Source organism: Candidatus Omnitrophota bacterium, assembly GCA_030688425.1.
Lineage (GTDB): Bacteria > Omnitrophota > Gorgyraeia > Zapsychrales > JANLHA01 > JAUYIB01.
In genome coordinates, this window is sequence record JAUYIB010000021.1 from 97,603 (window position 1) to 121,238 (window position 23,636).

The following is a 23,636-nucleotide window of genomic DNA, read 5'->3' on the forward strand; positions in this document are numbered from 1 at the left end:
TGAACGAACGGCCTCCGGTTTCCGGAAGCCGGGATGATCATTTTACGGAAACGGCGGTGTCCGGCCGAGCATCTCGGCCACCTTGTTGACAATGCCGTTGGGCCTCAGCGGCCGTCCCGAGGCTTTGGAAATCAGCGGCCGGATGTCCATGCAGGTGTGCGCCCTGAGCAGAAACGCCAGCGGGGACGGTTTGAGCTCGTCGCCGTAGGCCACTTCAACGGTGACGACTTTTTTGAATTTGGAGAAGATGTCCTTCAGCATTAACGGCAAGGGATAGACAATCTTCAGGTGCAGCCCCGAGGCCGGGATGCCGAGCTTCATGCATTTGTTCACGATGGCTTCCTCGATCGTTCCCCGGGCGCTTCCCCATCCGACGATGAGGACTTCGTTCTCCTCCGGGCCGAACATTTCCGGTTTGGTCAGGGCGCGCTGGACAACGTGCACCTTTTCGTTGCGGACCGCGTGCGAGCGGTGGTTGGTCCCGGCGAAATAGTTGATGGACCCTTCTGCCGTGGTGTTGAGGCCGGTGATGCGACGCATCCCGCCCGGCGTGCCGGGAATGTCCTGGCGGTTCCGGACCATTTCGATCTTTTCCGGCAGCCGCTGGATGTGGAAACGTTCCAGGACGAAATCCGGGATGTCGTTGATATTGTCCATCAACGTGATTTTCGGCGTCTGGATGACTTTGTAGCTGTTGGCGGTCAAAAAGTCACTCAGGATAAAGACCGGCAATTTGAGTTTTTCGGCCAGGTAACGGGCCACTTGCGGCGCGTAAAAACAGTCAATGATATTGGAGACGCTTAATACAATTTTTGCGTAATCTCCATGGCTGCCGAAGATCGCCGCCAGCAGATCGGATTGTTCGGTTTTGGTCGGCATCCCTGTTGAGGGGCCGGATCTCTGGACATCGATGACGATGAGCGGGACCTCTGCGGCCGTGGCGAACCCGATGAATTCCTGCTTGAGCGACAGCCCCGGGCCGGAGGTCGCTGTCACGGCCGTGACGCCGCCGTAGGAGGCGCCGATGGCCGAGCCGATCGCCGCGATCTCGTCTTCCGCCTGGTGAACGACCCCGCCATAGGACGGGAACTGTTTGGCCAGGGTGTGCATGATGGAAGACGCCGGCGTGATCGGGTATCCGCTGTAGAATTTGATGCCCGCGTCGATGATGCCCATGCTCAGCGACGAATTTCCGTCGATCAGGACCATGTCGTCCAGCGGGCGCGTGCCCTTGATCTCAAAGGAGAAATTGACGTTCTTTTGGGCGAACTGATAGCCGTGGTCGAACAAAAGCAGGTTTTGCTTGAGGACCTCTTCCTTGAGTTTTTTACCGAAGGCTTCCTTGATTTCGATGATGACCGGCTCGGGCGGCATGTTGTAGATGGCGGCCAGCATGCCCATGTAATACATGTTCTCCCCTTTGCCGCCCAGGTTATGGATGATTTTCTTGGCTTCCGCGTCGATCTCAAAAGGGAAAAGGTTGAGCTTGAGTTCCGCGACCCGCTTGATGACCTTTGCGTAGGATTCCTCGTTGTCCGGCTTGTTCCCCATGTCGAGCAGGACCCGGGCGTTGGGGTTGGTTTCTTCGTCATCGAGCCGGCGGTCCAGCACGATTTCGTGCGAAGCGAGGATCAGGTCCGTGTCGTTGCCGATGTTGGTGATGTCGAAATCCGCCACACGGATGATAACTCCGGACAAGGCCGGCCTTGTCCTCGGCGGCGGGCTGATCTCCGCCGGGATCATGGGTTCGATGTAAACGTATTTGCCTGTCCGGGCGAAGGCCTGGATCAGGATGTCCCCGGATTTCTGGGCGCCGAACCCGGCGTCCATCAAAAGCTCAAACCGGGAGATGTTCTTCATTTCCTTTGACATGTCGACTCCCTTCAATCTTCACGACACTGCGTCATTCCTAAAAAAGTCCAAACGACCACAGTGACTTTATTTCAGAAAAGTTGCGGACTCCTGGATGCGTTAAAACCCGCGGTTGTCAGCAACATTTGTCCCGTGCCGCGGAGGAAGTCCTCTCGGCGGATTGGGGACGGTAGGGCCGCAGGTCCTGGATATCTTTCATCCCGGGGAACGACAGGCCGTCCTCTCCGGTTTCTGGATTTTCCTCTTTTTCAATGAGTTCGTCAAGGTTTTGTGCGGAGCGGATCTGGAATCCCGCGTCGCGGATCATGCGCAGGGTCTTGCCGCGGGACGAGCCCTTGGTGTTCAGATAGCCCTGAAGGAACAGGGAACTGGCCGGGTACAGGCCCAGAACTTCCATGCTCCGCAGGTGCACTTCCCTTCCGGCGGCCATGCGGATCTCGGCAGACGGGTTTAAAAACCGGAACAGGCAGAGGACGCGCAGGCAGTAATCCGGCGTCAGTGCGGCGTTTTGGGTGATCGCGGTCCCTTCGATCGGGATCAAAAAATTCACGGGGATGGATTCTGCTTTGAGCCCCCGGAGTGTTTTGGCGATTTCGATGATGTCCGTGTCCTGCTCTCCCATGCCGATGATCAGCCCGGAGCACAGCTGTACCCCGGCCTGACGGGCGGCGGTCAGGGTGTTGATGCGGTCCTGGTACGTATGTGTTGTGCAAATGTTGGGGTAGTTGTCTTCCGAGGTGTTGAGATTATGGTTCAGGCGGTCGAGCCCGGCGTCTTTCAGGATGTCCGCTTTCCCTTTGTCCAGGAGCCCGGTGGAAACGCAGATTTCGATGGGATAGCGCGATTTGATTTCCCTGACCAATCGGGCCAGGTGTTCCACCCGTTTTTTCGACGGTCCGCGGCCGGCAAAGACCATGCAATAACGGAAGGCGCCGCTTTCATAGGCGTTTTGGGCTTCGGCAAAGATTTCTTCGTCAGTCTTGAGAGGATACTCTAAGATGTCGGCCTGGGAAGATTTGGCCTGCGCGCAGTAATGGCAGTCTTCCGGACAATGGCCGTTCTGGGCGTTGTTGATGATGTGGACGGTGACGTCGTTTCCCCAGAAGCGCTTGCGGATGGTATAAGCGGCAGCCAGGAGCGGCAGGAGCTCAATGTCCGGGGAACGGAGAATTTCCCGGCAGGTTTCATCCGGAAGGTCTTGGCCGTCCAATCCGGCCTCGGCCAGTCGGGCATAATATTCGGGGTTCATAAAATCATCCTGAAGGTATAGTGGTAGGTATTTTATTACAAACTGTCCGAATTATCAATAAATCTCAAGATTCTTTTACGAGTAAGCTGATTGGGGCAATCAGGTTGCGGGAGAGTAGATGTCCCCCCCCTCGGACTGGAATTGGCGGGATTTTTCCTCCAGCCCTTTTTGGATGGCGTCTGCTTCGTTGATCCCCTGGCTTTGAGCGTAGTCTCTCACGTCCTGGGTGATTTTCATGGAGCAGAAATGCGGGCCGCACATGGAGCAGAAATGGGCCAGTTTGGCGCCTTCGGCCGGCAGGGTTTCGTCATGGTATTTTTCCGCGGTCTCCGGATCCAGCCCCAGGTTGAACTGGTCTCTCCACCGGAATTCAAACCGGGCTTTGGACAAGGCGTCATCCCGCTGCCTGGCCCAGGCGTGTCCTTTGGCCAGGTCTGCGGCGTGGGCGGCGATTTTGTAGGCGATGATCCCGTCCTTGACGTCCTGCTTGTTGGGAAGCCCCAGATGCTCTTTGGGCGTCACGTAGCAGAGCATGGCGGTGCCGAACCATCCAATCATGGCCGCGCCGATAGCGGATGTGATGTGATCGTATCCCGGCGCGATGTCCGTGGTCAGCGGGCCGAGGGTATAGAACGGTGCTTCCTGGCAGATGGATAGCTGTTTGTCCATGTTCTCTTTGATAAGGTGCATCGGGACGTGCCCGGGGCCTTCGATCATGACCTGGACATCGTGCTGCCACGCGATTTTCGTCAGTTCGCCCAGGGTCTCCAGCTCGGCGAATTGGGCCTCATCATTGGCGTCCGCAATGCTGCCGGGCCGCAGGCCGTCGCCGAGGGAAAAACTCACGTCATATTGCTTCATGATTTCGCAGATTTCTTCAAAATGGGTGTAAAGGAAACTTTCTTTGTGATGGGACAGACACCATTTGGCCATGATGGACCCTCCGCGCGAAACGATCCCGGTGAGCCGTTTGGCGGTGAGCGGGATGTAGCGCAACAGAACGCCGGCGTGCACGGTGAAGTAATCCACTCCCTGTTCGGCCTGCTCGATCAGCGTGTCGCGGTAAATTTCCCAGGTGAGGTCCTCGGCCTTGCCCTCCACCTTCTCCAGGGCCTGGTAGATCGGCACCGTCCCGATGGGCGCGGGGGAATTGCGGATGATCCATTCGCGGGTCTCATGGATGTTTTTCCCGGTCGAAAGGTCCATGACCGTGTCTCCGCCCCAGCGGATGGCCCAGGTCATTTTTTCGACTTCCTCGGCGATGCTGGAGGACACGGCGGAATTTCCGATATTGGCGTTGATCTTGACGAGAAAGTTGCGGCCGATGATCATCGGTTCGGTTTCGGGATGGTTGATGTTCGCCGGGATGATCGCCCTTCCTCTCGCCACTTCGTCACGGACAAAGGCGGGATCGCATTGCTCGCGGATGGCGATGAATTCCATTTCCGGTGTGATGATCCCCTGCTTGGCATAATGCATCTGGGTGACATTTTGGCCCGGCTTGGCCCGCAGGGGGCGCCGGACCCTGGGAAAACGGATATGGGCGATGTGCGGATCGGTTTCCCGGATTTTGCGGTAATGCGAGGTCGCGGCCGTCAGTTCCTCGGCGTCCTGGCGTGACAGGATCCAGGGTTTCCGAAGTTCCGGCAGTCCTTGCGTGATGTCGACCAGCAGGGACGGGTCGGTGTACGGCCCGGAGGTGTCGTATACGGAAAAGGGTGGATTATCGGTGAGTTTGCTATGGCCGTCAAGCGTCGGAGCCAGTTGGATTTCCCGAAACGGCACCCGGAGGGATGGATGCATCCTCCCGCTCCGGTAGATTTTTTTAGACCCCGGAAACGGCCGGAAACTCAAATCCGAATTCTTAGGGGCGGTGACCGGAATTGTTTGATGAAGAACGTCAGGGGTCATGGCATTTTTAGGGTTGAAAAATTTGTTGATGCCCTTCAGGACCACGCCATTATATTACAAAACAGGATGGCGCGCAAATTGAATCAGATCAGGCGGAAGCTGGGAGAATGGTGGAAAATCAGCTGAAGGAAGTGCCGCAGCCGCAGCTGCTTTTGGCGTTGGGGTTGCGGTATTTGAATCCGCTGTCTTTCAATGTGTCCACATAATCGATCTCGGTCTGTTTGAGCAGGGCCGCGCTTTCCGGGTTGATGATGACCTTGATCCCATGTTGTTCAAAGATCAGGTCGTTGTCGTATGGCGTTTTTTGGAAGCGCATGTCATACGACAACCCCGCGCACCCTCCCGGGACAACGCCCAGCCGCAGGGCATAGCCGGGCTTTTCTTCCTTGTCCATCATGGAAAGGATTTTTGTTGCAGCCGCTTGCGTGAGGGTGATCAGCGGTTGCGGACCGGAAGAAGCGGATGTGTTGGCCTGCGGACGATCAACCATATACGTTCCTTTTTGACTTAAATATAACATAATGACGCTGGAAGTCAATCAAAGACTTTTAATCCTTGGAAATGGAAACTTTGGCCTTTTCCCGTCCGAGCGGGGTGAGCATCAACTTGTTCCCTTCTTTCCGGATCAGGCCCTGTTCAATGCCTTGGGCGATGATCTGGGATGTGTATTCGTCGTTCCACAGCATGTGATTATTCATGTGGCTGACAACCAGCTCTGTGTCTTCGGAATGGGACAGTTCGGCCTGTAGCAGGTGCACGGCCAAGGTCTGGGTTCCAAAGTCCAGTCTTTGCCAACGGTTGATGACATAGCGGGTCAGCAGGCCCTTTTCCGGGGCGAAAATAAGGACGATCAAAAAGAGGATCCCGCTGACCGTCGCCATGGATCCCGCGATGCTGGCATCGAGAATGTAGGCGAACAGATAACCCAAAACGGCAGACAGGACCCCGATCCCGGCGGCAAAAATCAGCATCCGCGACAGGCGGTCGGTCAGCAGGTAGGCGGCGCAGGGCGGCGCGATCATCAGAGCGACCACCAGGATGGATCCGACGCTTTCAAAGGACCCTACCGACGTGATGCTGACCAGGAGCATCAGGCCGTAATGAATAAGGTTCGGACGGAATCCCAGCGTCTTTGCCAGACCGGCGTCGAATGTTGCGATTTTCAGTTCTTTGTAAAAAAGGCTGATGAACAAAACATTGAGCAGGCAGATCCCTCCCATCATCCAAATTCCCTGGACGCCGAGGTCTTTCCCCGCGACCACAAACCGGTTGAACGGCGCAAAGGCGATCTCGCCGAACAGGACGCAGTCGGAATCGATGTGGACGTCGGACGTGTAGAGGTTGATGAGGATCACGCCGATGGAGAACAGGAACGGGAACACCAGGCCGATGGCCGCGTCCTTTTTGAGTTTTTGCGTGTTGATGAGGAGCTCCGTCAGCGAGACCGTCAGGATCCCGACACCGGCGGCGCTGATGACCAGGAAAGGGGACGACAGGTTTTTCGTGACGAAGAAAGCCAGCACGATCCCCAGCAGGATGGCGTGGCTGATCGCGTCGCTCATCAAAGCAACGCGCCGCAGAACCAGAAAGGTCCCCGGCAGCGCGCAGGCCACGGCCGTGAGAGAGGCGAGGACGATGATCTCAAATTGTTCGATGGAGACAGCCATGGGGGTCAGTGAAAAACCTGTTCTTCATAGGCATCGGTCAGGAGTTTTGCTTTTTCCAATCCGATCGGTGTCAGGGCCCAGCGCTTGTCGGGATACTGCCGTGCCCAGCCTTTTTTTTCCAGATCGTTCATGGTCCGCTGGATCGCCGCGCGGCCGATCGCCTCCAGGGCCGCAATATCGTGGGGGTGGAACGGGTCGGTTTGGATCTCGGAAAAGAGCAGAAGATTTTTCAGCATGGTTGTGGTCTGGATCTCCCTCTTATGCCGTTGCGCGCGCAGCCAGTCCCACAACAAGCCGCGGTTGGGCGCGAAGAGCAATGAAAACAGGACAATCAGGCTCAAATAGATGACGATGGTGGGCCCTGTCGGCAGATGCGGGACAAGGCTGCTGGTCACGGCCCCTGCGGCGCCGGAAACGGCCCCGAATGCCGAGGCGAGCAAAATCATTCCGCTCAAACGGTCGGTCCACTGGCGCGCGGCCGCGGCCGGGGCAACGAGCATGGCACTCATGAGGACGACTCCCACGGTTTGCAGGCCGATGACGATGCTGATCACGATCAGAGAGGTCAGAAAGACGTCCAGGGCCTGCACCGGCAGTCCGATGCTTTTCGCGAAGTCCGCGTCAAAGATAAAAATTTTGAATTCCTTCCAGAATAGAATGGTCAGCAGGAGCACGATCCCTCCCAGGACGCTCATCAAGTAAACTTCCTCTTGCAAGAGCGTGGCGGCACTGCCAAAGAGGAATTTGTCGATTCCGGCTTTGGTGGCCGTCGGCAGTTTTTGGATGATCGTGATGAGCACGAGGCCAAAACCGAAGAAGACAGAAAGGACCAGCCCCAGTGCGGCGTCCTTTTTGATCGCCGTTGTCTGGGTGATCAGTTTGACAAAGAGCGTTCCCACCCAGCCGGCGATGGCCGCGCCGATCAGAAGCCCGAGAGGACTTTTGTCCTGTGTGAGCAGAAAGGCGATCCCGACGCCAGGCAGGGTCGCGTGGGCGATCGCATCGCCAAGCAGGCTTTGCTGGCGAAGGACGGCGAAGGACCCAAGGCATCCCGCCGTGATTCCCAGGATGCAGGATCCCGCGGCAACAATTAACAACGTATGATCGAAAAAAAAAGACAGATCAGGCATGGTCCGTGTTCCCGTTGATCCCGCCGGCGATTGTCCCTTCCCCTTTGGCGCTCAAAAAGGCGGCCCTGCCCCCGTAGGCCCTGCGAAGGTTGTCGGGGGTGAGGACGTCCTGGACCTTTCCGAGGCAAATGCGGCGGACGTTAAGAAGCATGACCCATTCGAAATATTCCGCGAGGGTTTGCAGGTCATGATGGACGCAGATGACCGTCTTGCCTTTCGCTTTGAGTTCGCGGAGCAGGTCGATGATGCTCCTCTCTGTGGCCGCGTCTACCCCGGCGAGGGGTTCGTCCATCAGATAGACCGGCGCGTCCTGCACGAAGGCCCTGGCAATAAAAACCCGTTGCTGTTGTCCTCCGGAGAGCTGGCTGATCTGTCGGCTGGCAAAATCGACCATGCCGACCTTTTCCAGGCATTCCAGGGCCAATCTTTTTTCTTTGGGGCCTGGTTGTTTGATCCAGCCCAGATGGCCGTACCGGCCCATCAGGACGACATCAAGGACATTGGTCGGAAAGTCCCAATCCACAGAACTGCGTTGGGGGACATAGCCGATCAGGCGGTTTTCCGGTCTGTATGGATTGCCGAAAACAAGGATCCTTCCGGCCGCCGGTCTGACCAGCCCCAGGATGGTTTTGATCAACGTTGACTTTCCGGCCCCGTTGGGCCCCACGATGGCCAGGAGCGTTCCCTGAGGCGCCTGGAAATCCACGTCCCAGAGGACGGGTTTTTCCCGGTAGGCGACGGTCAAGTCCGTCACATCAATGGCAGGGTTCATGTTTTCGTTCTCGGAATTCATTGTGCCTCCAGTTGCCGGTTATTTTAAGGCGTCAACGATCGTGTTAATATTATGGGTCACCATTCCGATATACGTCCCCTCAAAGGTCCCGTCTGTTCCCAGTGCGTCGGAGAAAAGTTCGCCGCCGATTTTGACATCCCAGCCCCTGGCCTTGACCGCTTCCTGAACGGCCTGGACATTTTTGACCGGAACGGAGGATTCCACAAAGATGGCCTTGATTTTTCGTTTCACGATGAAGTCGGCGACCGTTTTGATGTCCGCAGCGCCGGCTTCGGCCTGTGTGCTGATGCCCTGGAGCCCGATCACTTCAAATCCATATGCCCGGCCGAAATAACGGAAAGCGTCATGTGCCGTCACAAGCACCCGCTGGTCGGGGGAGAGTTCCCCGGCCCTGGCGCGGACCGTCCGGTCCAGTTCATCCAGCTCGTTCAGATAATCCGCGGTCCGTTGGAAATATTCCTCCCGGGAGGACGGGTCGAAGGCCGCCAATTCGTCCCGGATCCGCTCCACAGCTTTTTTCCACAGAATGACATCAAACCAGATGTGCGGGTCGTAATGCCCGGCGAATTTTTCACTTTCCAGGCGTGACTCCGGCGGGACGTTTTCCCCCACGGGCACGGTTTTGACCCTGCCGGACATTTTCTTGAACAGGTCCTCCATTTTCGCTTCCAGATGGAGCGCATTGTAAAAAATGATGTCCGCTCCGGACAATTTCCGGACATCGCTTTCGCTGGCTTTGTAAAGATGCGGATCGACCCCGGCGCCCATCAGCCCTGCGACATCGACTCTCTCTCCCCCGATTATTTTGAGGGCATCGGTGATCTGGCCGATGGTGGCGACCGCTTTCACGGGCCGGGATCCTTCGGCGGATGCGTTTGCGGCCAGAAGGAACAATCCGGCCAACACGTGTAAATATAGGCGGGGGACATTCATTCTTTTCATGGCGGTGTTTGCTCCGTTAACGGTTTTGGCATCTTTTGCAGATCCCGTAAAAATGCATTTCATGCCCCAGGATTTCAAAGCCTTCTTTTTCCAAATACGGGTGGTAGATCGTGTCTTCCTTGAGGTCCGGGAATTCAATGAAACGGTGGCACCGGACGCATTGAGCGTGGTGATGCGGTTTTTCATCGTAAACATGCTCGAAGTGGTGGTGTTTGTCGCCGAAGGCGGTTTCCCGGATAACGCCGGATTCCAGCAGTTCGCGCAGGCGCCGGTAGACGGTGGCGCGGGAAACGCTATTCTCCATTTGTTTGACCGCTTTGACGATCTCTTCCGCCGTAAAGTGCCCGTGGGTTTGAATAACCACGTTGAAAACCATTTCCCTCCCGGAGCTGGTGCGGATGCCGTTTTTTTCCAGGTAGTGGTTGAATTTTCGGCGTTCGGTGGCGATGGGGTGTCTTCCGCGTCTCATATGAGACAGTGTATCATCTTGAGCGTCGATGTCAAGGGTCCGCGGATGTTTTGGTGAATTTGGGGAAAAGCTCAGACGGCAAGCTTATCCGGGCGTCGGGGGACGGATGAGGCGGCGGTCAATCCCGCCATTTGATGGAACAGCCCATGGACGGCTTTTGGCGCCTGTCCACCGGGAGCCCGCCCGCAAGCGCGGTCAGGGCTTCTTTGAGTGCTTCTTTTGTTACTTTTTTTTCATCCTGCCAATTATCATCGATGCGGCCGTGATAGACAAGTTCCTTTTTGGCGTTCAGTAGAAAAATGTCCGGTGTGCATTGGGCTTTGAATGTTTTTGCGGTCTCCTGCGATTCGTCAACGAGGTATGGAAAATCGATGCCCCACTCCTTGATCTTTTCGATCATCTTGGCAGGGGCGTCTTCCGGATATCCGGGGTGAATGTTGGGGTTGATGGCGACGGTGTTGATCTTCAGTTTTCGGGCGTAGTGCGCGAGCCGGATCAATCGCGGCCAGACCGCAAGCGCGTAGGGGCAGTGATTGCAGGTGAAGACCACCAGGAGGCCCTTCTCTCCAAACTGTTCCTGGCTGCGGTAGATTTTCCCATGGGGGTCCCGGAGTTCAAAGTCCTCCATGCCGGAGCCGAGCGGTAAAACAAGAGATTCTAACAGGGCCATAGGGTATCTCCTTTTGAGAGGGGTTTTGACCATCTTCATTATAGAAAGGGATCTGGTGCTGTCAAGTAATGCCTTTGAGGAGAAACGATTGCAATTTTGCATTAAGGAATTTATAATGCGTCAGAGGTAGGAAAGGACTTCGCCCATGGCCCTCCCCCAAGAATTGATCCTGGAACAAATGGAAATCGGACCGATGGAGAACTTTATTTATTTTATCGGAGACAAATCGTCCGGTGAGGTTGCCGTTGTGGACCCGGCCTGGGATGTGAATTACTTGCGGTCGCAGGCCGTCCGCAAGGGGTACCGGATCACCAGTATTTTTTTGACCCACGGCCATCCGGATCACGTCAACGGTCTTCCGGACCTGCTGACCACCCACGATGTCCCGGTCTATATTTCGGGCAAAGAAGCCCCCGCCCTCACGCCGTCATGCAAAAATCTTCATAAAGTACATGACCGGCAAAAGCTCAGGGTCGGGTCGATTGAATTCGAATGCCTTCATACCCCCGGCCATTCCCCTGGCTGTCAGTGCTTCCAATATGGCGGTGTCCTGATCAGCGGGGACACCCTGTTTATTGATGGATGCGGCCGATGCGATCTGCGCGGGAGTAACCCGGAGCAGATGTACGATTCCCTTTACAAGGTCATCCACCCTCTGCCGGATCAAACCCTCATCTACCCCGGGCATAATTATGGCCCGGTCCCCTTTGCCACCCTTTCTGCGCAGAAAGAAACCAACCCCTATCTTCAGTGCCGAAGCAAAAAAGAGTTCCTTGAGCAGCGCATGGGCGTTATTTTGTAAGGCGGGATTATGGCCGGTACGTGAAATTCTGGAGGAGGATCTTTCGCGTGATGGCGCTGAAGACCCGGTGCGGCAGGAATTTTTTGAGGATGTAGACAAACTGGCTTTCGATGTCGGGAATGTTCCGGAATGAAGGGCGGGAGGCGTTGATGAGCCGTTCGATCAGTTCTGCCACATCTTCAGGGTCCTTGTGGCAGTCATCCACGTAGTCCTTTACCCTCTTTTCCAGAAATAGGGAAATTCGGTAATAGGGGCTGTGTTCATTGCGGAAGTTTTTGGCAAAGCGGGCATTTTCATAAAAGATTTTGGTCTTGTAGGTGCCCGGTTCAACGAGCAGGACATCAATTCCAAAGAATTTCAATTCGTGCCTTAAGCTTTCCGAGAAGCCTTCCAGGGCCCATTTGCTGGCGTTGTAAGCGCCGAACGCCGGCGACCCGTTAAACCCGGCGATGCTGGAAATGTTGATGATCTTCCCTTTTCGACGCGGACGCATGAGCGGGATCGCGGCCCGCGTCACATTCTGCGCGCCGAAGAAATTCGTTTCCATCTGCTGGCGGATTTCTTCATCCGTCAGGTCCTCGAAAAATCCTCCGATGCCGTACCCGGCGTTGTTTACAAGCACGTCCAGAAATCCGTAACGGGCCGCAATGTCTTTGAGAGCGGACTGGACGGAGGATTTGTCTGTGACGTCCAGGAGTACGATATCGACCTCTCCTCCCTTGCGTTTGACCTCATCGCGCAAGGCCCCGCTCTTGTTCAAATCCCGCACGGTGGCAATGACCTGGTGCCCTTTGGAGGCCAGGCGCGCAGCTGTCAACAGGCCGAATCCGCTGGAGCAGCCGGTGATGAGGATGATTTGGGGTTGAGAGGTTTTACCCATGTCAGCTGCGGATGCTTTTTTGGATCAACAAGGCGTCGGCAAGGGTGACGGCGGTCATGGCCTCCACAACAGGCACGACGCGCGGACAGATACACGGGTCATGCCGGCCCTTGACCTGGACGGAAACGTCCTCCCCGGAGATGTCCACCGTGTCTTGATTCTTGGCGATGGAGGACGGGGGCTTGACAGCGACACGGAAGAGAATGTCTTCGCCGTTGGAAATGCCACCGAGAATTCCGCCGGCATGGTTCGTTTTAGTATGGATTTGCCTGTCCGTTTTGCAGAAGGCATCATTGTGAGCCGAGCCGCGCATCTTGGTGGCGGCGAATCCGGTCCCGAATTCGATCCCGCGGATCGTGCCGATGGACAGCATCGCGTGGGCCAGTCGCGCATTGAGTTTGTCAAAGACGGGATCGCCGAGCCCGGCCGGGCAGCCTTTGACCACGGTTTCGATGACGCCTCCGAGCGAATCGCAGTCCTTGCGGGCTTCTTCGATTTTTTGGATCATTCTCTCGGCCGCGTCCATGTCCGGAGCGCGCACAAGATTTTTTTCAATGACGGAATAGTCGATCTTTTGTGCGTAGACGTCCGCCACGGCCAGTGTGTACGCGAGGACCTGGATGTGGTGGTAGTGAAGGATTTTTTTGGCAACGGCTCCGGCGGCCACGCGGCATGCGGTTTCCCGGCCTGAGGACCGTCCGCCCCCGCGGTAGTCCCGGATGCCGTATTTGATCTGATAGGTGTAGTCGGCGTGTCCGGGGCGGAAAACGTCTTTGATGTTCGCGTAGTCCTGGGACCTTTGGTCTTCGTTGCGGATCAGGATGGCGAGGGGTGTCCCCGTGGACTTCCCCTCGAAGATTCCGGAAAGGATTTCGGCCCGGTCGCTTTCTTTGCGTTGGGTCGTGATCTTGCTTTGCCCGGGCCTGCGGCGGTCGAGTTCTTTTTGAATGTCCTCGGGCGTCAAGTCGATTCCTGGAGGGACACCATCGATCACAACACCGATGGCCGGCCCATGGCTTTCGCCGAAGGTCGTGATGCGGAATAGTTGTCCAAAAGAATTCCCGGCCATTTCAGTCCTTTCTCACCAAAGCGTCGCTCCCTGCACGGACATCCTGCTTGCGCTCCGGTGTTGGGTCCTGTGTTATTCCAGGTCTGTGACGGCACCCAGGGACGCGGAAGAGACGTCCTTCATGTATTTGCTCAAAACCCCGCGGGTGTAGCGCGGTTTCGGCGCCTTCCATTTCTTCAGGCGTGCCTTGATTTCTTTTGCCGTCAACTGCAAATCCATGCGGCGTTTCGCCGCGTCGATGGTGATGGTGTCGCCGTTCTTGACGATGGCCAGCGGGCCTCCCACGTAGGCCTCCGGCGTGACATGCCCCACCACAAACCCGTGGCTGCCTCCTGAGAAGCGGCCGTCGGTGATCAGGGCCACGTCCTTGCCGAGCCCCTTCCCCATGATGGCGGACGTCGGGGACAGCATTTCCCTCATCCCGGGGCCGCCCTGAGGGCCCTCATAGCGGATCACCACGATGTCGCCTTTTTTCACCGTGCCATCCAGTATTTTTTTCAAGGCCTGTTCTTCGGATTCAAAAACTTTTGCGGTGCCGGTAAACCGGCTTCCCTCTTTACCGCTGATCTTGGCCACCGCCCCTGCGGGGGCCAGATTGCCGTACAGGATCACGATGTGGGCGTCTTTTTTGATGGGGTCGGACAACGGCCGCACGACCTGTTGCCCGTCCGGGTACGGTTTCACATCGGCAAGATTATCACGGACGGTTTTTCCGGTCACGGTCAGGCAGTCGCCGTGCAGCAAGCCGGCATCGAGGAGCGTCTTCATGAGCGGCGTGAGCCCGCCGATTTTGACCAGGTCGGCCATCACGTAGCGGCCGCTGGGCTTCAAATTCGCAAGCACGGGGGCCTTTTTGCCGATCCGGGTGAAATCGTCAATGGTCAGCTTGACCTTGGTTGCGTGGGCCATGGCCAGAAGGTGCAACACGGCGTTCGTGGACCCGCCGATGGCCATGACGACCGTGATGGCGTTTTCAAACGCCTTTTTGGTCATGATGTCCCGCGGGCGGATGCCCTGTTTTAGAAGATTGAGCACGGCCTGGCCGGCGTTGACGCAGTCGCCTTCCTTTTCCGGCGAGATCGCGGCCTGTGCCGAACTGTTGGGAAGGCTCATGCCCAGCGCTTCGATGGCCGAGGCCATGGTGTTGGCGGTGTACATCCCTCCGCAGGAACCGGGGCCGGGAATCGCGCAGGACTCAACCCCTTTGAGCTCCTCTTCTGAAATTTTTTTGTTGGCAAATGCGCCGACCGATTCAAAGACGGAAACGATATCCACGTCCCTGTTTTGGTAACACCCGGGGAGGATCGTCCCTCCGTAAACAAAGACCGACGGGCGGTTCAGCCGCGCCATGGCGATCAAAGACCCCGGCATATTTTTGTCGCAGCCGCCGACCGCCACCAATCCGTCAAACCCTTCGCACCCCATCACGGTCTCGATGGAGTCCGCGATGACCTCCCGGGACACCAGGGAATATTTCATTCCCTCTGAGCCCATTGAGATCCCGTCGGAAACGGTGATCGTGTTGAAGATGACCGCTTTGCCGCCGGCCGCGTCCACCCCCTCGGCCGCCTTTTCCGCCAGGATGTTGATGTGCATGTTGCAGGGGGTCACCATGCTCCAGGTCGAAGCGATGCCGATCTGGGATTTTTTGAAATCGTCGTCCTTGAACCCGACGGCGCGAAGCATGGACCGCGCGGGCGCGCGATCGTAACCGTCGGTCACGATGGAAGAATGTTTGCGTTCGAGGTTTTCAGTTTTCTGTGGGGGTGTCATTATGCCATCCAGGGTTTTTGAGTTTTCGTGTTTTGTTCAAATTGGGTGATCTTGTCATTGAACTGCAGGGTCCATCCGATCTGGTCCAGCCCTTTGAGCAGGCATTCCTTGGCAAATGGGAGGATGCTGAACGGATAGTTCTTTTCGCCGCAGCTAACGGTTTGTTTTTTCAGGTCCGCCGTGATCTGAGCGCCGGGATGAGCTTCGACCCAGCGGAATATCTCTTCGACTTCATCGGACTTCAGGACAACGAGCAGGAGCCCATTCTTGACGCAGTTATTGTAAAAAATTTCGGCGAAGCTGGGCGCGATGATGACGCGGAACCCGTAATCGGACAGGGCCCACGGCGCGTGCTCCCGGCTTGACCCGCAGCCGAAGTTGTCCCAGGTGACCAGGACCGTGGCATTGCGGTAGCGCTGCTGGTTAAGCACGAAGTCCGGGTTTTCTTGGGTTCCCGCATAATCCAGGTATCGCCATTCGTGGAACAGGTGCTTGCCGAACCCGGTGCGCTCGATCTTGCGCAAAAATTGTTTAGGAACGATGGCATCGGTGTCCACGTTGACCCTGTTCAGGGGAGCGGCCAATCCGGTGTGTTGTTGAAACGGTTGCATGGCTGTTCTTTCGGTTGCTGTCGTTACTGTGGCCATAGGCGCACTATTTTAGAAATTCCCGGATATCCACGATCCGGCCGGAGATCGCGGCGGCTGTGGCCATTTCCGGGCTCATCAGATGGGTCCGGCCGCCGGGGCCTTGACGGCCTTCGAAATTGCGGTTGCTGGACGAAGCGCAGCGTTCACCCTTTTTCAATTGGTCGTCATTCATCCCCAGGCACATGGAACACCCGGCGAAACGCCATTCAAATCCGGCGTCTGTAAAAATTTTGTCCAGCCCCTCTTTTTCCGCCTGGCGGCGCACTCGGCCTGACCCTGGAACAACGATGGCGGCGATGCCCTGGGCGACCTTGCGGCCCTTGGCGATTTTCGCCGCGGCGCGCAGGTCTTCGATGCGGCCGTTGGTGCAGGACCCGATGAAAACTTTATCCAGAGGGATGTCCTTCATCTTTGTCCCCGGTTTCAGATCCATGTACGCCAAGGCGTTTCTGGCCGCGGTGCGGTCAACCGGATCGTTGAAAGATTCAGGGTCCGGGACAACGCCGTCAACGGAGGTGACTTGCCCCGGGCTTGTTCCCCAGGTGACCTGGGGTTTGATATCTTCGGCCTGGAGTTCCACCACCTTGTCGAATTTCGCTCCCGCGTCGCTGGGCAGGGTTTTCCAGTACTCCACCGCCTTCTTCCAGTTTTCGCCTTTGGGCGCGAAATCCCGTCCCTTCAAATAGGCAAAGGTCGTTTCGTCCGGAGCGATCATCCCGGCCCGGCCTCCGGCTTCGATGCTCATATTGCAGATCGTCATGCGCGCTTCCATGGACAGGGCCCGGATCGCGCTGCCGGCATATTCCATCACGTATCCGGTGGCGCCGGCGGTGCCGATTTTTCCGATGATGGACAGGATGATATCTTTTGACGTGATGTGCTTGCCCAACCGCCCGTCAACCTGGATCAGAATGGTCTTGGATTTGTTCTGTTGCAGGGTTTGGGTGGCCAGGACGTGCTCCACCTCGGATGTCCCGATGCCGAATGCCAGAGAACCGAACGCGCCGTGGGTGGCGGTGTGGGAATCCCCGCAGACGATGACCATCCCGGGCTGGGTGATCCCCAGCTCCGGTCCGATCACGTGCACGATCCCCTGGTCCTGGTGGGAAAAGTCATAAAGGGTCACGCCGAATTCTTTGCAGTTTCTGGATAATGTGTCCATCTGGATGCGGGACGTCTCTTCCACAAGAGACCAGTTTTTTGTGCGGGTTGAAACGTTGTGATCCATGGTCGCAAAGGTCTTCTGGGGAGACCGGACCTTGCGGCTTGTCATCCGCAACCCCTCAAAGGCCTGGGGTGACGTCACCTCATGAATCAGGTGGCAGTCCACATAAAGGATGGCCGTGTCCCCCTGGCTCTCGCGGACCAGGTGGTCGTTCCAGATTTTTTCGTACATAGTTTTTGACATTTGACATCCTTGCGGTAAGAGGTTCATTATATCTAACCCGACGGCTTGTGTCAATCCGAAGGGTGATCTTAACAACCCTTGTCAGAGGTGAAGGTTCTATAAGCTAAAGCGGCTCAGGAGGTTTTGGCGAGTTTGCGGAGGACGAATGGCAGGATGCCGCCGTTGCGGTAGTAATCCACTTCCACCGGCGTGTCGATCCGGCAGATCGTGCGGAGTTCTTTGCGCTGCCCATCCGGAGAGACGGCGGTGACGATGATCTCACTGCGGGGTTTCAGGCTGTTGTCCAGACCTGAAATTTCAAACGTTTCATGGCCCTGAAGGCCGAGGCTTTCGCGGTTTTCGCCGGGCTTGAATTCCAGCGGAAGCACGCCCATCCCCACCAGGTTGCTGCGATGGATGCGTTCATAACTTTCGGCCAGCACGGCTTTGACGCCGAGCAGGGCCACCCCTTTGGCGGCCCAGTCGCGGCTGGAGCCGCTGCCGTATTCCTTCCCGGCCAGCACGATTAACGGGATGTTGTCGTTTCTGTAAAGCTCCGCGGCCTCATAGATGGTCATTTTTTCGTCGAGAGGGAGATAGACGGTCCAGGGGCCTTCCGTCCCGGGGGCCAGAAGATTGCGCAGACGGATATTGGCGAACGTTCCCCGTGTCATGACGCGGTCGTTGCCGCGGCGGGCGCCGTAACTGTTGAAGTCCACCGGCGGGACCCCTGCTTCCATGAGATATTGGGCCGCAGGGCTCTTGAAGGCAATCGCTCCGGCCGGCGAGATGTGGTCGGTGGTGATCGAGTCCCCCAGCATGACCAGGACCCTGGCGTCGCGGATCTCCCGGATGGCGCCCGGACGGTTTTTGAAATCCAGAAAATACGGCGGCTCCTGGATGTAGGTGCTGTCGGCATCCCAGGAGTAAAGGTCGGATTTCGCGGCCTTAACGGCGTTCCAGTTTTTGTTGCCGGCAGTCACGTTTTTGTAACGCCGGCGGAACGCGGCGGCGGTGACGGATTTTGCGGCGGTCTTGTCGATCTCTTTCTGGGTGGGCCAAATGTCCTTGAGAAAAACGTCTTTGCCCTGTTTATCTTTGCCGAGCGGCTCCTGGGTCAGGTCGATGTCCACCCTCCCGGCCAGCGCGTAGGCCACCACCAGGGGCGGGCTGGCGAGGTAATTGGCCCGTGTCATGGGGTTGATGCGGCCTTCAAAATTGCGGTTGCCGCTCAGGACGCTGGCGGCCACAAGGCTGTTTTTTTCGATGGCTTTTGTGATGTGTTCCGACAGCGGGCCGCTGTTGCCGATGCAGGTGGTGCAGCCGTATCCGACGATATGAAATCCCAATTTTTCCAGAGACGGCATGAGGCCGGCCTTTTTTAGGTATTCTTCAACCACCTGGGATCCGGGGGCGAAGCTGGTCTTGACGTACCCCGGGACCTTGAGCCCTCTGGCCACGGCTTTTTGCGCCAGGAGACCGGCGCCGATCAGCACCGACGGATTTGAGGTGTTCGTGCAGCTTGTGATCGCGGCGATGACCACGGCGCCGTGGGACAGGGTGGCTTTTTGCCCGTTTTCCACCATCGCTGTCTGCGCGAGTGCCGCAGGTTCGAGGCCGAAGCCGCGCTCCGCCACGGGCGCGGTCAGGGAGATTTTGAAATTGTTTTTCATGTCTTTGAGCGAAACCCGGTCCTGCGGACGCTTGGGCCCGGCCAGGCTCGGCTCAACATTGCCCAGGTCCAGGGCCAGGGTATCGGTGAATTCCGGGTCCTTGCTGTCCCGGCCGTAGAACATCCCCTGCTCTTTGGTGTACCTTTCCAGCAGGTCGACGTCCGTTTTTTTGCGGCCGGTCATCCGCATATAGGCCAAGGTCACATCATCCACCGGGAAAAGCCCGATGGTGGCGCCATACTCCGGCGCCATGTTGGCGATGGTGGCCCGGTCCGGCAGGCTCAGATGTTTCAGGCCGTCTCCGAAGAATTCAACGAATTTCCCAACGACGCCTTTTTTACGGAGGATCTGCGTGACGGTGAGCACGAGGTCCGTGGCCGTGACCCCTTCGTTCAGCCGGCCGGTGAGCTTGAATCCGATCACCTCGGGCACCAGCATATAGATGGGCTCGCCCAGCATGACCGCTTCGGCCTCGATGCCTCCCACGCCCCACCCGACCACGCCCAGGCCGTTGATCATGGTGGTATGGCTGTCGGTGCCGACGAGGCTGTCCGGGTAAACGACCATTTCTTTTCCGGCTTCTTTTGCAAGGAGGCCCTGGGACAGGTATTCCAGGTTGACCTGGTGCACGATGCCGGTGGCCGGGGGGACGACCCGGAAATTTTTAAAGGCGTTCTGTCCCCATTTCAGGAACTGGTAGCGCTCTATATTCCGCCCGAATTCTTTGGCCACGTTGATTTTGAACGCGTCTTTGGAGCCGGACGCGTCCACTTGCACGGAGTGGTCAATGACCAGATCGCACGGGACAAGAGGGTTGATTTTGGTGTAATCTCCTCCGAGACGTTTCATGGCGGAGCGCATGGCGGCCAGGTCCACAAGGCACGGCACTCCGGTAAAATCCTGCAGGATCACGCGGCCGGGTTTGAAGGCGATCTCTTCCCGGGGCAGATTGCGGGCGGACCACCCGGCAAGGAGCTTGATATTGTTCATGGTGATCTGGTAATTGTCAAAATTGCGCAAGGCGCATTCCAGGAGCACCTTGATGGAGTACGGAAGTTTCTGGGGATCTGGCAGGCCGAGTTCGGTGACTTTGCGCAAAAGAAAAATTGACGCACGGCCGGTGGATGTGCGGAGGGTATGCTTGGTTTCAGGGGTCCCTGGGGTCAGCGCCATAGCGGTTTGTCTCCGGGTGGAAGGCGTGTTATAATCATAGCGAACAGGAAGAATATCACGTATTATAGTAAAAGCGGGAATGAGCGTCAATAAGGGGTTGAATTTTTCCGAACTTTGCTGATGTGAAGAAATTGCGATAAATCTCTTGCAATCCCTGCGCTTTATTCATACTATAAAATAGCTAAACCTGATTAACCCTATCAATTCACTCTATCCCGCTTCCCCATCAGCACGCCGGGCTGGGGCCCGGGGATGGGAAACCGGCGGCATCCGCCCCCAGGGGCAGGCAAGAAAGGAAACGCGGGCTTCGGTTCAACTCACGGATTATGGTGAGTTCGAGTCGAAGGACAGCCCGCAGGGCTTCATGAGAGTTGCGATCCTAAATCCGTCTTTCGGGGAAAACTTTGTGCGCGTGGCGCGCTGGGCTGCCAAGTCCCGCGGCCGCGTTCAAAGGCATCCGGACTACCTCCTCACCGCCGCCCAGGTCCTGATCGACGCCGGCCATGATGTGATTTATGTCGAAGCCGCGGCCCGCAATTTTACCCCGGAACAATCCTATGAAATTGTCGAGGCGTTCCGTCCCGATCTTCTGGTGATTCACGCCACCACCCCATCGATTTACAATGACATTGACCAGGCCAAGGTGATCAAGGAGCGCACGGGTTGCAAGGTCGCTTTTGTCGGCCAGCACGTCACGGCCGAACCGGACAACACCCTGGACCTTGGCCGCAACGGCGTGGATTACATCCTCCGCAGTGAGTACGATTATACCCTCCGGGATTTGGCCGCCGGCATGGAGCCGGCCAATATTCTCGGAATGACCTGGTGGGACGGACAAAAAAATATTCACAACCCCAACCGTCCGGCCATCAATGCCCAGGAGCTTCCCTTCCCGGCCTGGCAGCTTATCGAGCCGGAGTGGTATCCGGACGGAGGGAAAAAATTCCCCTTTCTGACATTGATCACGGGCCGGGGCTGTAACAACGCCTGCACGTTTTGCCGGGACCCCCAGTTGATGTACGGGTATAATCTCCGGAACCGGACCGCCACGCAGGTCGTGGATGAGATGGAGCATGATTTGAAACTGCATCCGCAAATCCGCGAGATCATGTTCGAGACCGACACCTTTGCCGCGGACCGGAAGCATGTGACCGATGTTTGCAACGAAATCATCGCGCGGGGGATCAACCAGAAGATCACCTGGTCATGCAATATGCGCGTCAATACGGAACTGGAGCTCCTTCCCCTCATGCGCAAGGCCGGGTGCCGTATGCTCATGACCGGTTTTGAGTTTGGATACGACGACGGTTTGCGCGCGGTCCGCAAGGGCGGCGTCAACGTCAACATGGCCCGCGAGTATGCGTTCCGCGCCCACGATCTCGGGTTCACGATCCACGGCTGTTTTATGATCGGAGCTCCGGGAGAGACGCGCGACACCGCGCGGCAGACGATCGATTTTGCCAAGTCCCTCCCCCTGGACACCGTCCAGATCACCGGAGTGGCCGCCTACCCCGGCACGTCCATTTATAAGTGGGCCAAGGAGAAGAAATTCATTTTGGCCAACGATTGGAAGGAATGGCTGACCGCTGAAAAAGAGCAGAGAACGCTCCTGAATTATCCGCAACTCTCCAGCAATGAGATTGATCAATTCATCGACACGGGCCTCAAGGAATTTTATCTCCGGCCCAAGCAGATGTGGCAGATGCTGATCTCCATCCGCAGTATCGGCGACCTTTTGCGTAAACTGCACGGTTTTAAGGCTTTTGTGGATTATTTCTTCAAGAAGTTCACAGGTATTCTTCGGCGGGCGGAGACGCCTCGGCTGCCGGAGGCAGCCCCTCACTCCACGTGCGGGTCCTGCGGATGTCATTGACACGGCTGGTCTCCCCGTCCCGGAAACACCCGTTGACACATCCCCGGACATTTGATATATTTAACCAAGCCGTATAAACATTTTTAATAACAGGAGGTTTGCAGATGGCGCACGTCGTGACCGAACCCTGTGTCAAATGCCGGTACACCGATTGTGTCACGGTTTGTCCCGTTGATTGCTTTCATGAAGATGCCGAAATGCTCGTCATTGATCCGGAAGTTTGCATCGATTGCGGGGCCTGCATCCCGGAATGCCCGGTCCAGGCGATCTTTACCGAGGACGATGTCCCGGAAAAATGGAAAAGTTATATTTCGCTTAACCGTGAGAAGGCGAAGAATCTTCCCAGCATCACGGAGAAAAAAGCGCCTCTGGCAGAACCCAAATGACAGCTGTCACGTGTCCTCTTCCCCGTTGATGCAGGGCTCTCAAGGGCTCCTTTTAAAAGGAGCCCTTTTTACGTCCCTTTGATCCTGAGATTTGAAATGGAGCGATCGTCGCGATGTGGTTTTTTATGTATGCCTGCTATCTCTTGAGCCTTGCGACATTCGGGCTGCTCGTCACCGGCTTTTTTCAGAATGTTTTCCATTTTGATGTCTTCCGGGCCAACCCTGTGACGTTCATGATCCTGACCAGTATCGTGTATCTTTTCACGGAAACCCTCGTCATCTTTTTCTTTGTGGGGATCGGGGTCAGCATCCGGGATTATACCCAGGAGCATGGCCTTAACCCGGATTTTCACCGCCGCTCCATTGGAATCAAGCGGGTTGTTTATCCTCCCCAGCTTTTGAATATGGTCCTGATGATCGTCCTTTTTATCGGGATCGGGGCGGTCGATACGGGGCATTGCCCGGCCTGGCTTTATGGGGTTTACTATGCCGCCTGTTTAGGGCATTTTATGTACGCCAAGATCATCCAGCACCGCTGTTTTCGGGACAGTACCGAGACGGTGCTGGCCATGGCAGGAATCGCGCGGACGGCCTGAGATGATTTTTTATGTTTTTGCTAAAATTTTGCAGGCCGCCGGTCTCGTTGTCATTCTCATCAATTTTCTGACACATTTCCCGAATTTGATGGACATGAAGGTCCTGGCGTTTGGGGCGGCGGTTTTTGCCGCCGGGTGGACCATCCAGCGGTACGGGGTGAGACATGGATAAACTGACCTCCGGGGCGAAAGCAGTCCTCAAGTTTGATGTCGGCGCGGACGGGTTCTTGAAAATGATCGGCGTCTTGGCCGTCACGGCTGTGATTTTGGCCGCGGCGGGGGCGGTCTTTTTTCTATTTTTTTACCGTCCGGCGGGTTCGTTTTAGGGGGAGTGGAAATGCTGGAACGTTTGAAGCGGAAATGGGGAATCGAAAGCAACCGGGATGTGGTGATGATCTTTCTGGTTTTTTCCCTGGCCGGGATGTCGGTCTCTTTCTGCCGCCGCCCGATTTTCGCGTTTTTTGGCGTGACACCGCAAGCCCCCTTCTGGTTGAAGGCCTGCATATATCTTCCGTTTGTTTTTCCGCTGTATCAGGTCTCCCTGATCGTTTTCGGCTCCCTCTTGGGCCAATTCCGGTTTTTCTGGGAAAAGGAAAAACAACTCCTGCGCGGTATGCGCGGTTTGTTCAGAAAAGCTCTCCGTTGTTTTGCACCCTGAATCAGGGGCCATT

At 56.6% G+C, this 23,636-nt stretch carries 23 protein-coding genes; 6 read left to right on the forward strand and 17 right to left on the reverse strand.

Annotation, left to right across the window (positions count from 1 at the left end; translation table 11 throughout):
- Positions 1-42: 42 nt before the first annotated feature.
- From Q8Q08_09090 to Q8Q08_09135, 10 genes are all read right to left on the reverse strand, one after another.
- Positions 43-1,872 carry a 2-oxoacid:acceptor oxidoreductase family protein gene (locus tag Q8Q08_09090; protein ID MDP2654172.1) on the reverse strand — a complete coding sequence of 610 codons (1,830 nt, stop codon included), beginning with the start codon at positions 1,870-1,872 and terminating at the stop codon, positions 43-45.
- A 115-nt stretch (positions 1,873-1,987) separates the two neighbouring features.
- Positions 1,988-3,121, reverse strand: a complete 1,134-nt coding sequence (gene bioB, locus Q8Q08_09095) for a biotin synthase BioB (GenBank protein MDP2654173.1) — start codon at positions 3,119-3,121, stop codon at positions 1,988-1,990.
- Positions 3,122-3,220: 99 nt separating this feature from the next.
- Positions 3,221-5,032: a phosphomethylpyrimidine synthase ThiC gene (gene thiC, locus Q8Q08_09100; protein ID MDP2654174.1), complete on the reverse strand. Its 1,812-nt coding sequence runs from the start codon at positions 5,030-5,032 to the stop codon at positions 3,221-3,223.
- A 118-nt stretch (positions 5,033-5,150) separates the two neighbouring features.
- Positions 5,151-5,522 (reverse strand): iron-sulfur cluster assembly accessory protein, encoded by a 372-nt coding sequence (locus Q8Q08_09105; protein MDP2654175.1) that lies wholly within the window; start codon positions 5,520-5,522, stop codon positions 5,151-5,153.
- A gap of 58 nt (positions 5,523-5,580) precedes the next feature.
- Positions 5,581-6,699: a metal ABC transporter permease gene (locus tag Q8Q08_09110; protein MDP2654176.1), complete on the reverse strand. Its 1,119-nt coding sequence runs from the start codon at positions 6,697-6,699 to the stop codon at positions 5,581-5,583.
- A 5-nt stretch (positions 6,700-6,704) separates the two neighbouring features.
- Complete coding sequence (locus Q8Q08_09115; GenBank protein MDP2654177.1) at positions 6,705-7,829, reverse strand: metal ABC transporter permease; 1,125 nt, start codon at positions 7,827-7,829, stop codon at positions 6,705-6,707.
- Positions 7,822-8,601 carry a metal ABC transporter ATP-binding protein gene (locus Q8Q08_09120; protein ID MDP2654178.1) on the reverse strand — a complete coding sequence of 260 codons (780 nt, stop codon included), beginning with the start codon at positions 8,599-8,601 and terminating at the stop codon, positions 7,822-7,824. The genes Q8Q08_09115 and Q8Q08_09120 overlap by 8 nt, the downstream gene beginning before the upstream one ends.
- Positions 8,602-8,640: 39 nt before the next feature.
- Entirely contained in the window at positions 8,641-9,564 is a 924-nt protein-coding gene (locus tag Q8Q08_09125; protein ID MDP2654179.1) for a zinc ABC transporter substrate-binding protein, read from the reverse strand.
- 16 nt (positions 9,565-9,580) lie between these two features.
- Positions 9,581-10,033, reverse strand: coding sequence for a transcriptional repressor (locus Q8Q08_09130; protein MDP2654180.1), 453 nt, complete (start codon positions 10,031-10,033; stop codon positions 9,581-9,583).
- 118 nt (positions 10,034-10,151) lie between these two features.
- The gene (locus tag Q8Q08_09135; GenBank protein MDP2654181.1) at positions 10,152-10,703 is read right to left on the reverse strand and encodes a thioredoxin family protein; all 552 of its coding nucleotides are present in this window, start codon (positions 10,701-10,703) and stop codon (positions 10,152-10,154) included.
- 145 nt (positions 10,704-10,848) lie between these two features.
- On the opposite strand from Q8Q08_09135, the gene Q8Q08_09140 reads away from it, so the two are divergent.
- Positions 10,849-11,505 (forward strand): MBL fold metallo-hydrolase, encoded by a 657-nt coding sequence (locus Q8Q08_09140; protein ID MDP2654182.1) that lies wholly within the window; start codon positions 10,849-10,851, stop codon positions 11,503-11,505.
- 7 nt (positions 11,506-11,512) lie between these two features.
- Here Q8Q08_09140 and Q8Q08_09145 read toward each other — a convergent pair whose 3' ends face one another.
- The 6 genes from Q8Q08_09145 to acnA all read right to left on the reverse strand — a co-directional run bounded on the left by Q8Q08_09145 (position 11,513) and on the right by acnA (position 20,110).
- Complete coding sequence (locus tag Q8Q08_09145; protein ID MDP2654183.1) at positions 11,513-12,385, reverse strand: SDR family oxidoreductase; 873 nt, start codon at positions 12,383-12,385, stop codon at positions 11,513-11,515.
- Between the two features lies 1 nt (position 12,386).
- Positions 12,387-13,454: a chorismate synthase gene (aroC, locus tag Q8Q08_09150; protein ID MDP2654184.1), complete on the reverse strand. Its 1,068-nt coding sequence runs from the start codon at positions 13,452-13,454 to the stop codon at positions 12,387-12,389.
- A gap of 72 nt (positions 13,455-13,526) precedes the next feature.
- Entirely contained in the window at positions 13,527-15,227 is a 1,701-nt protein-coding gene (ilvD, locus tag Q8Q08_09155; GenBank protein ID MDP2654185.1) for a dihydroxy-acid dehydratase, read from the reverse strand.
- Positions 15,227-15,838 (reverse strand): 3-isopropylmalate dehydratase small subunit, encoded by a 612-nt coding sequence (leuD, locus tag Q8Q08_09160; protein ID MDP2654186.1) that lies wholly within the window; start codon positions 15,836-15,838, stop codon positions 15,227-15,229. The genes ilvD and leuD overlap by 1 nt, the downstream gene beginning before the upstream one ends.
- Before the next feature lie 43 nt (positions 15,839-15,881).
- Positions 15,882-17,285, reverse strand: coding sequence for a 3-isopropylmalate dehydratase large subunit (leuC, locus tag Q8Q08_09165; GenBank protein ID MDP2654187.1), 1,404 nt, complete (start codon positions 17,283-17,285; stop codon positions 15,882-15,884).
- Positions 17,286-17,398: 113 nt separating this feature from the next.
- A complete protein-coding gene (gene acnA / locus Q8Q08_09170) occupies positions 17,399-20,110 on the reverse strand; it encodes an aconitate hydratase AcnA (GenBank protein ID MDP2654188.1) in 2,712 nt (903 codons plus the stop codon).
- Positions 20,111-20,474: 364 nt separating this feature from the next.
- On the opposite strand from acnA, the gene Q8Q08_09175 reads away from it, so the two are divergent.
- The 5 genes from Q8Q08_09175 to Q8Q08_09195 all read left to right on the forward strand — a co-directional run bounded on the left by Q8Q08_09175 (position 20,475) and on the right by Q8Q08_09195 (position 23,291).
- Complete coding sequence (locus tag Q8Q08_09175; GenBank protein MDP2654189.1) at positions 20,475-21,983, forward strand: radical SAM protein; 1,509 nt, start codon at positions 20,475-20,477, stop codon at positions 21,981-21,983.
- A gap of 104 nt (positions 21,984-22,087) precedes the next feature.
- Positions 22,088-22,369 (forward strand): 4Fe-4S binding protein, encoded by a 282-nt coding sequence (locus Q8Q08_09180; protein MDP2654190.1) that lies wholly within the window; start codon positions 22,088-22,090, stop codon positions 22,367-22,369.
- Positions 22,370-22,482: 113 nt separating this feature from the next.
- Positions 22,483-22,965, forward strand: a complete 483-nt coding sequence (locus tag Q8Q08_09185; GenBank protein MDP2654191.1) for a hypothetical protein — start codon at positions 22,483-22,485, stop codon at positions 22,963-22,965.
- 1 nt (position 22,966) lies between these two features.
- Positions 22,967-23,137: a hypothetical protein gene (locus Q8Q08_09190; protein ID MDP2654192.1), complete on the forward strand. Its 171-nt coding sequence runs from the start codon at positions 22,967-22,969 to the stop codon at positions 23,135-23,137.
- A complete protein-coding gene (locus Q8Q08_09195) occupies positions 23,130-23,291 on the forward strand; it encodes a hypothetical protein (protein MDP2654193.1) in 162 nt (53 codons plus the stop codon). Before Q8Q08_09190 ends, Q8Q08_09195 begins: the two co-directional genes overlap by 8 nt.
- Here the strand turns inward: Q8Q08_09195 and Q8Q08_09200 are convergent.
- Positions 23,288-23,635 (reverse strand): hypothetical protein, encoded by a 348-nt coding sequence (locus tag Q8Q08_09200; GenBank protein ID MDP2654194.1) that lies wholly within the window; start codon positions 23,633-23,635, stop codon positions 23,288-23,290. The genes Q8Q08_09195 and Q8Q08_09200 overlap by 4 nt on opposite strands.
- Position 23,636 lies beyond the last annotated feature (1 nt).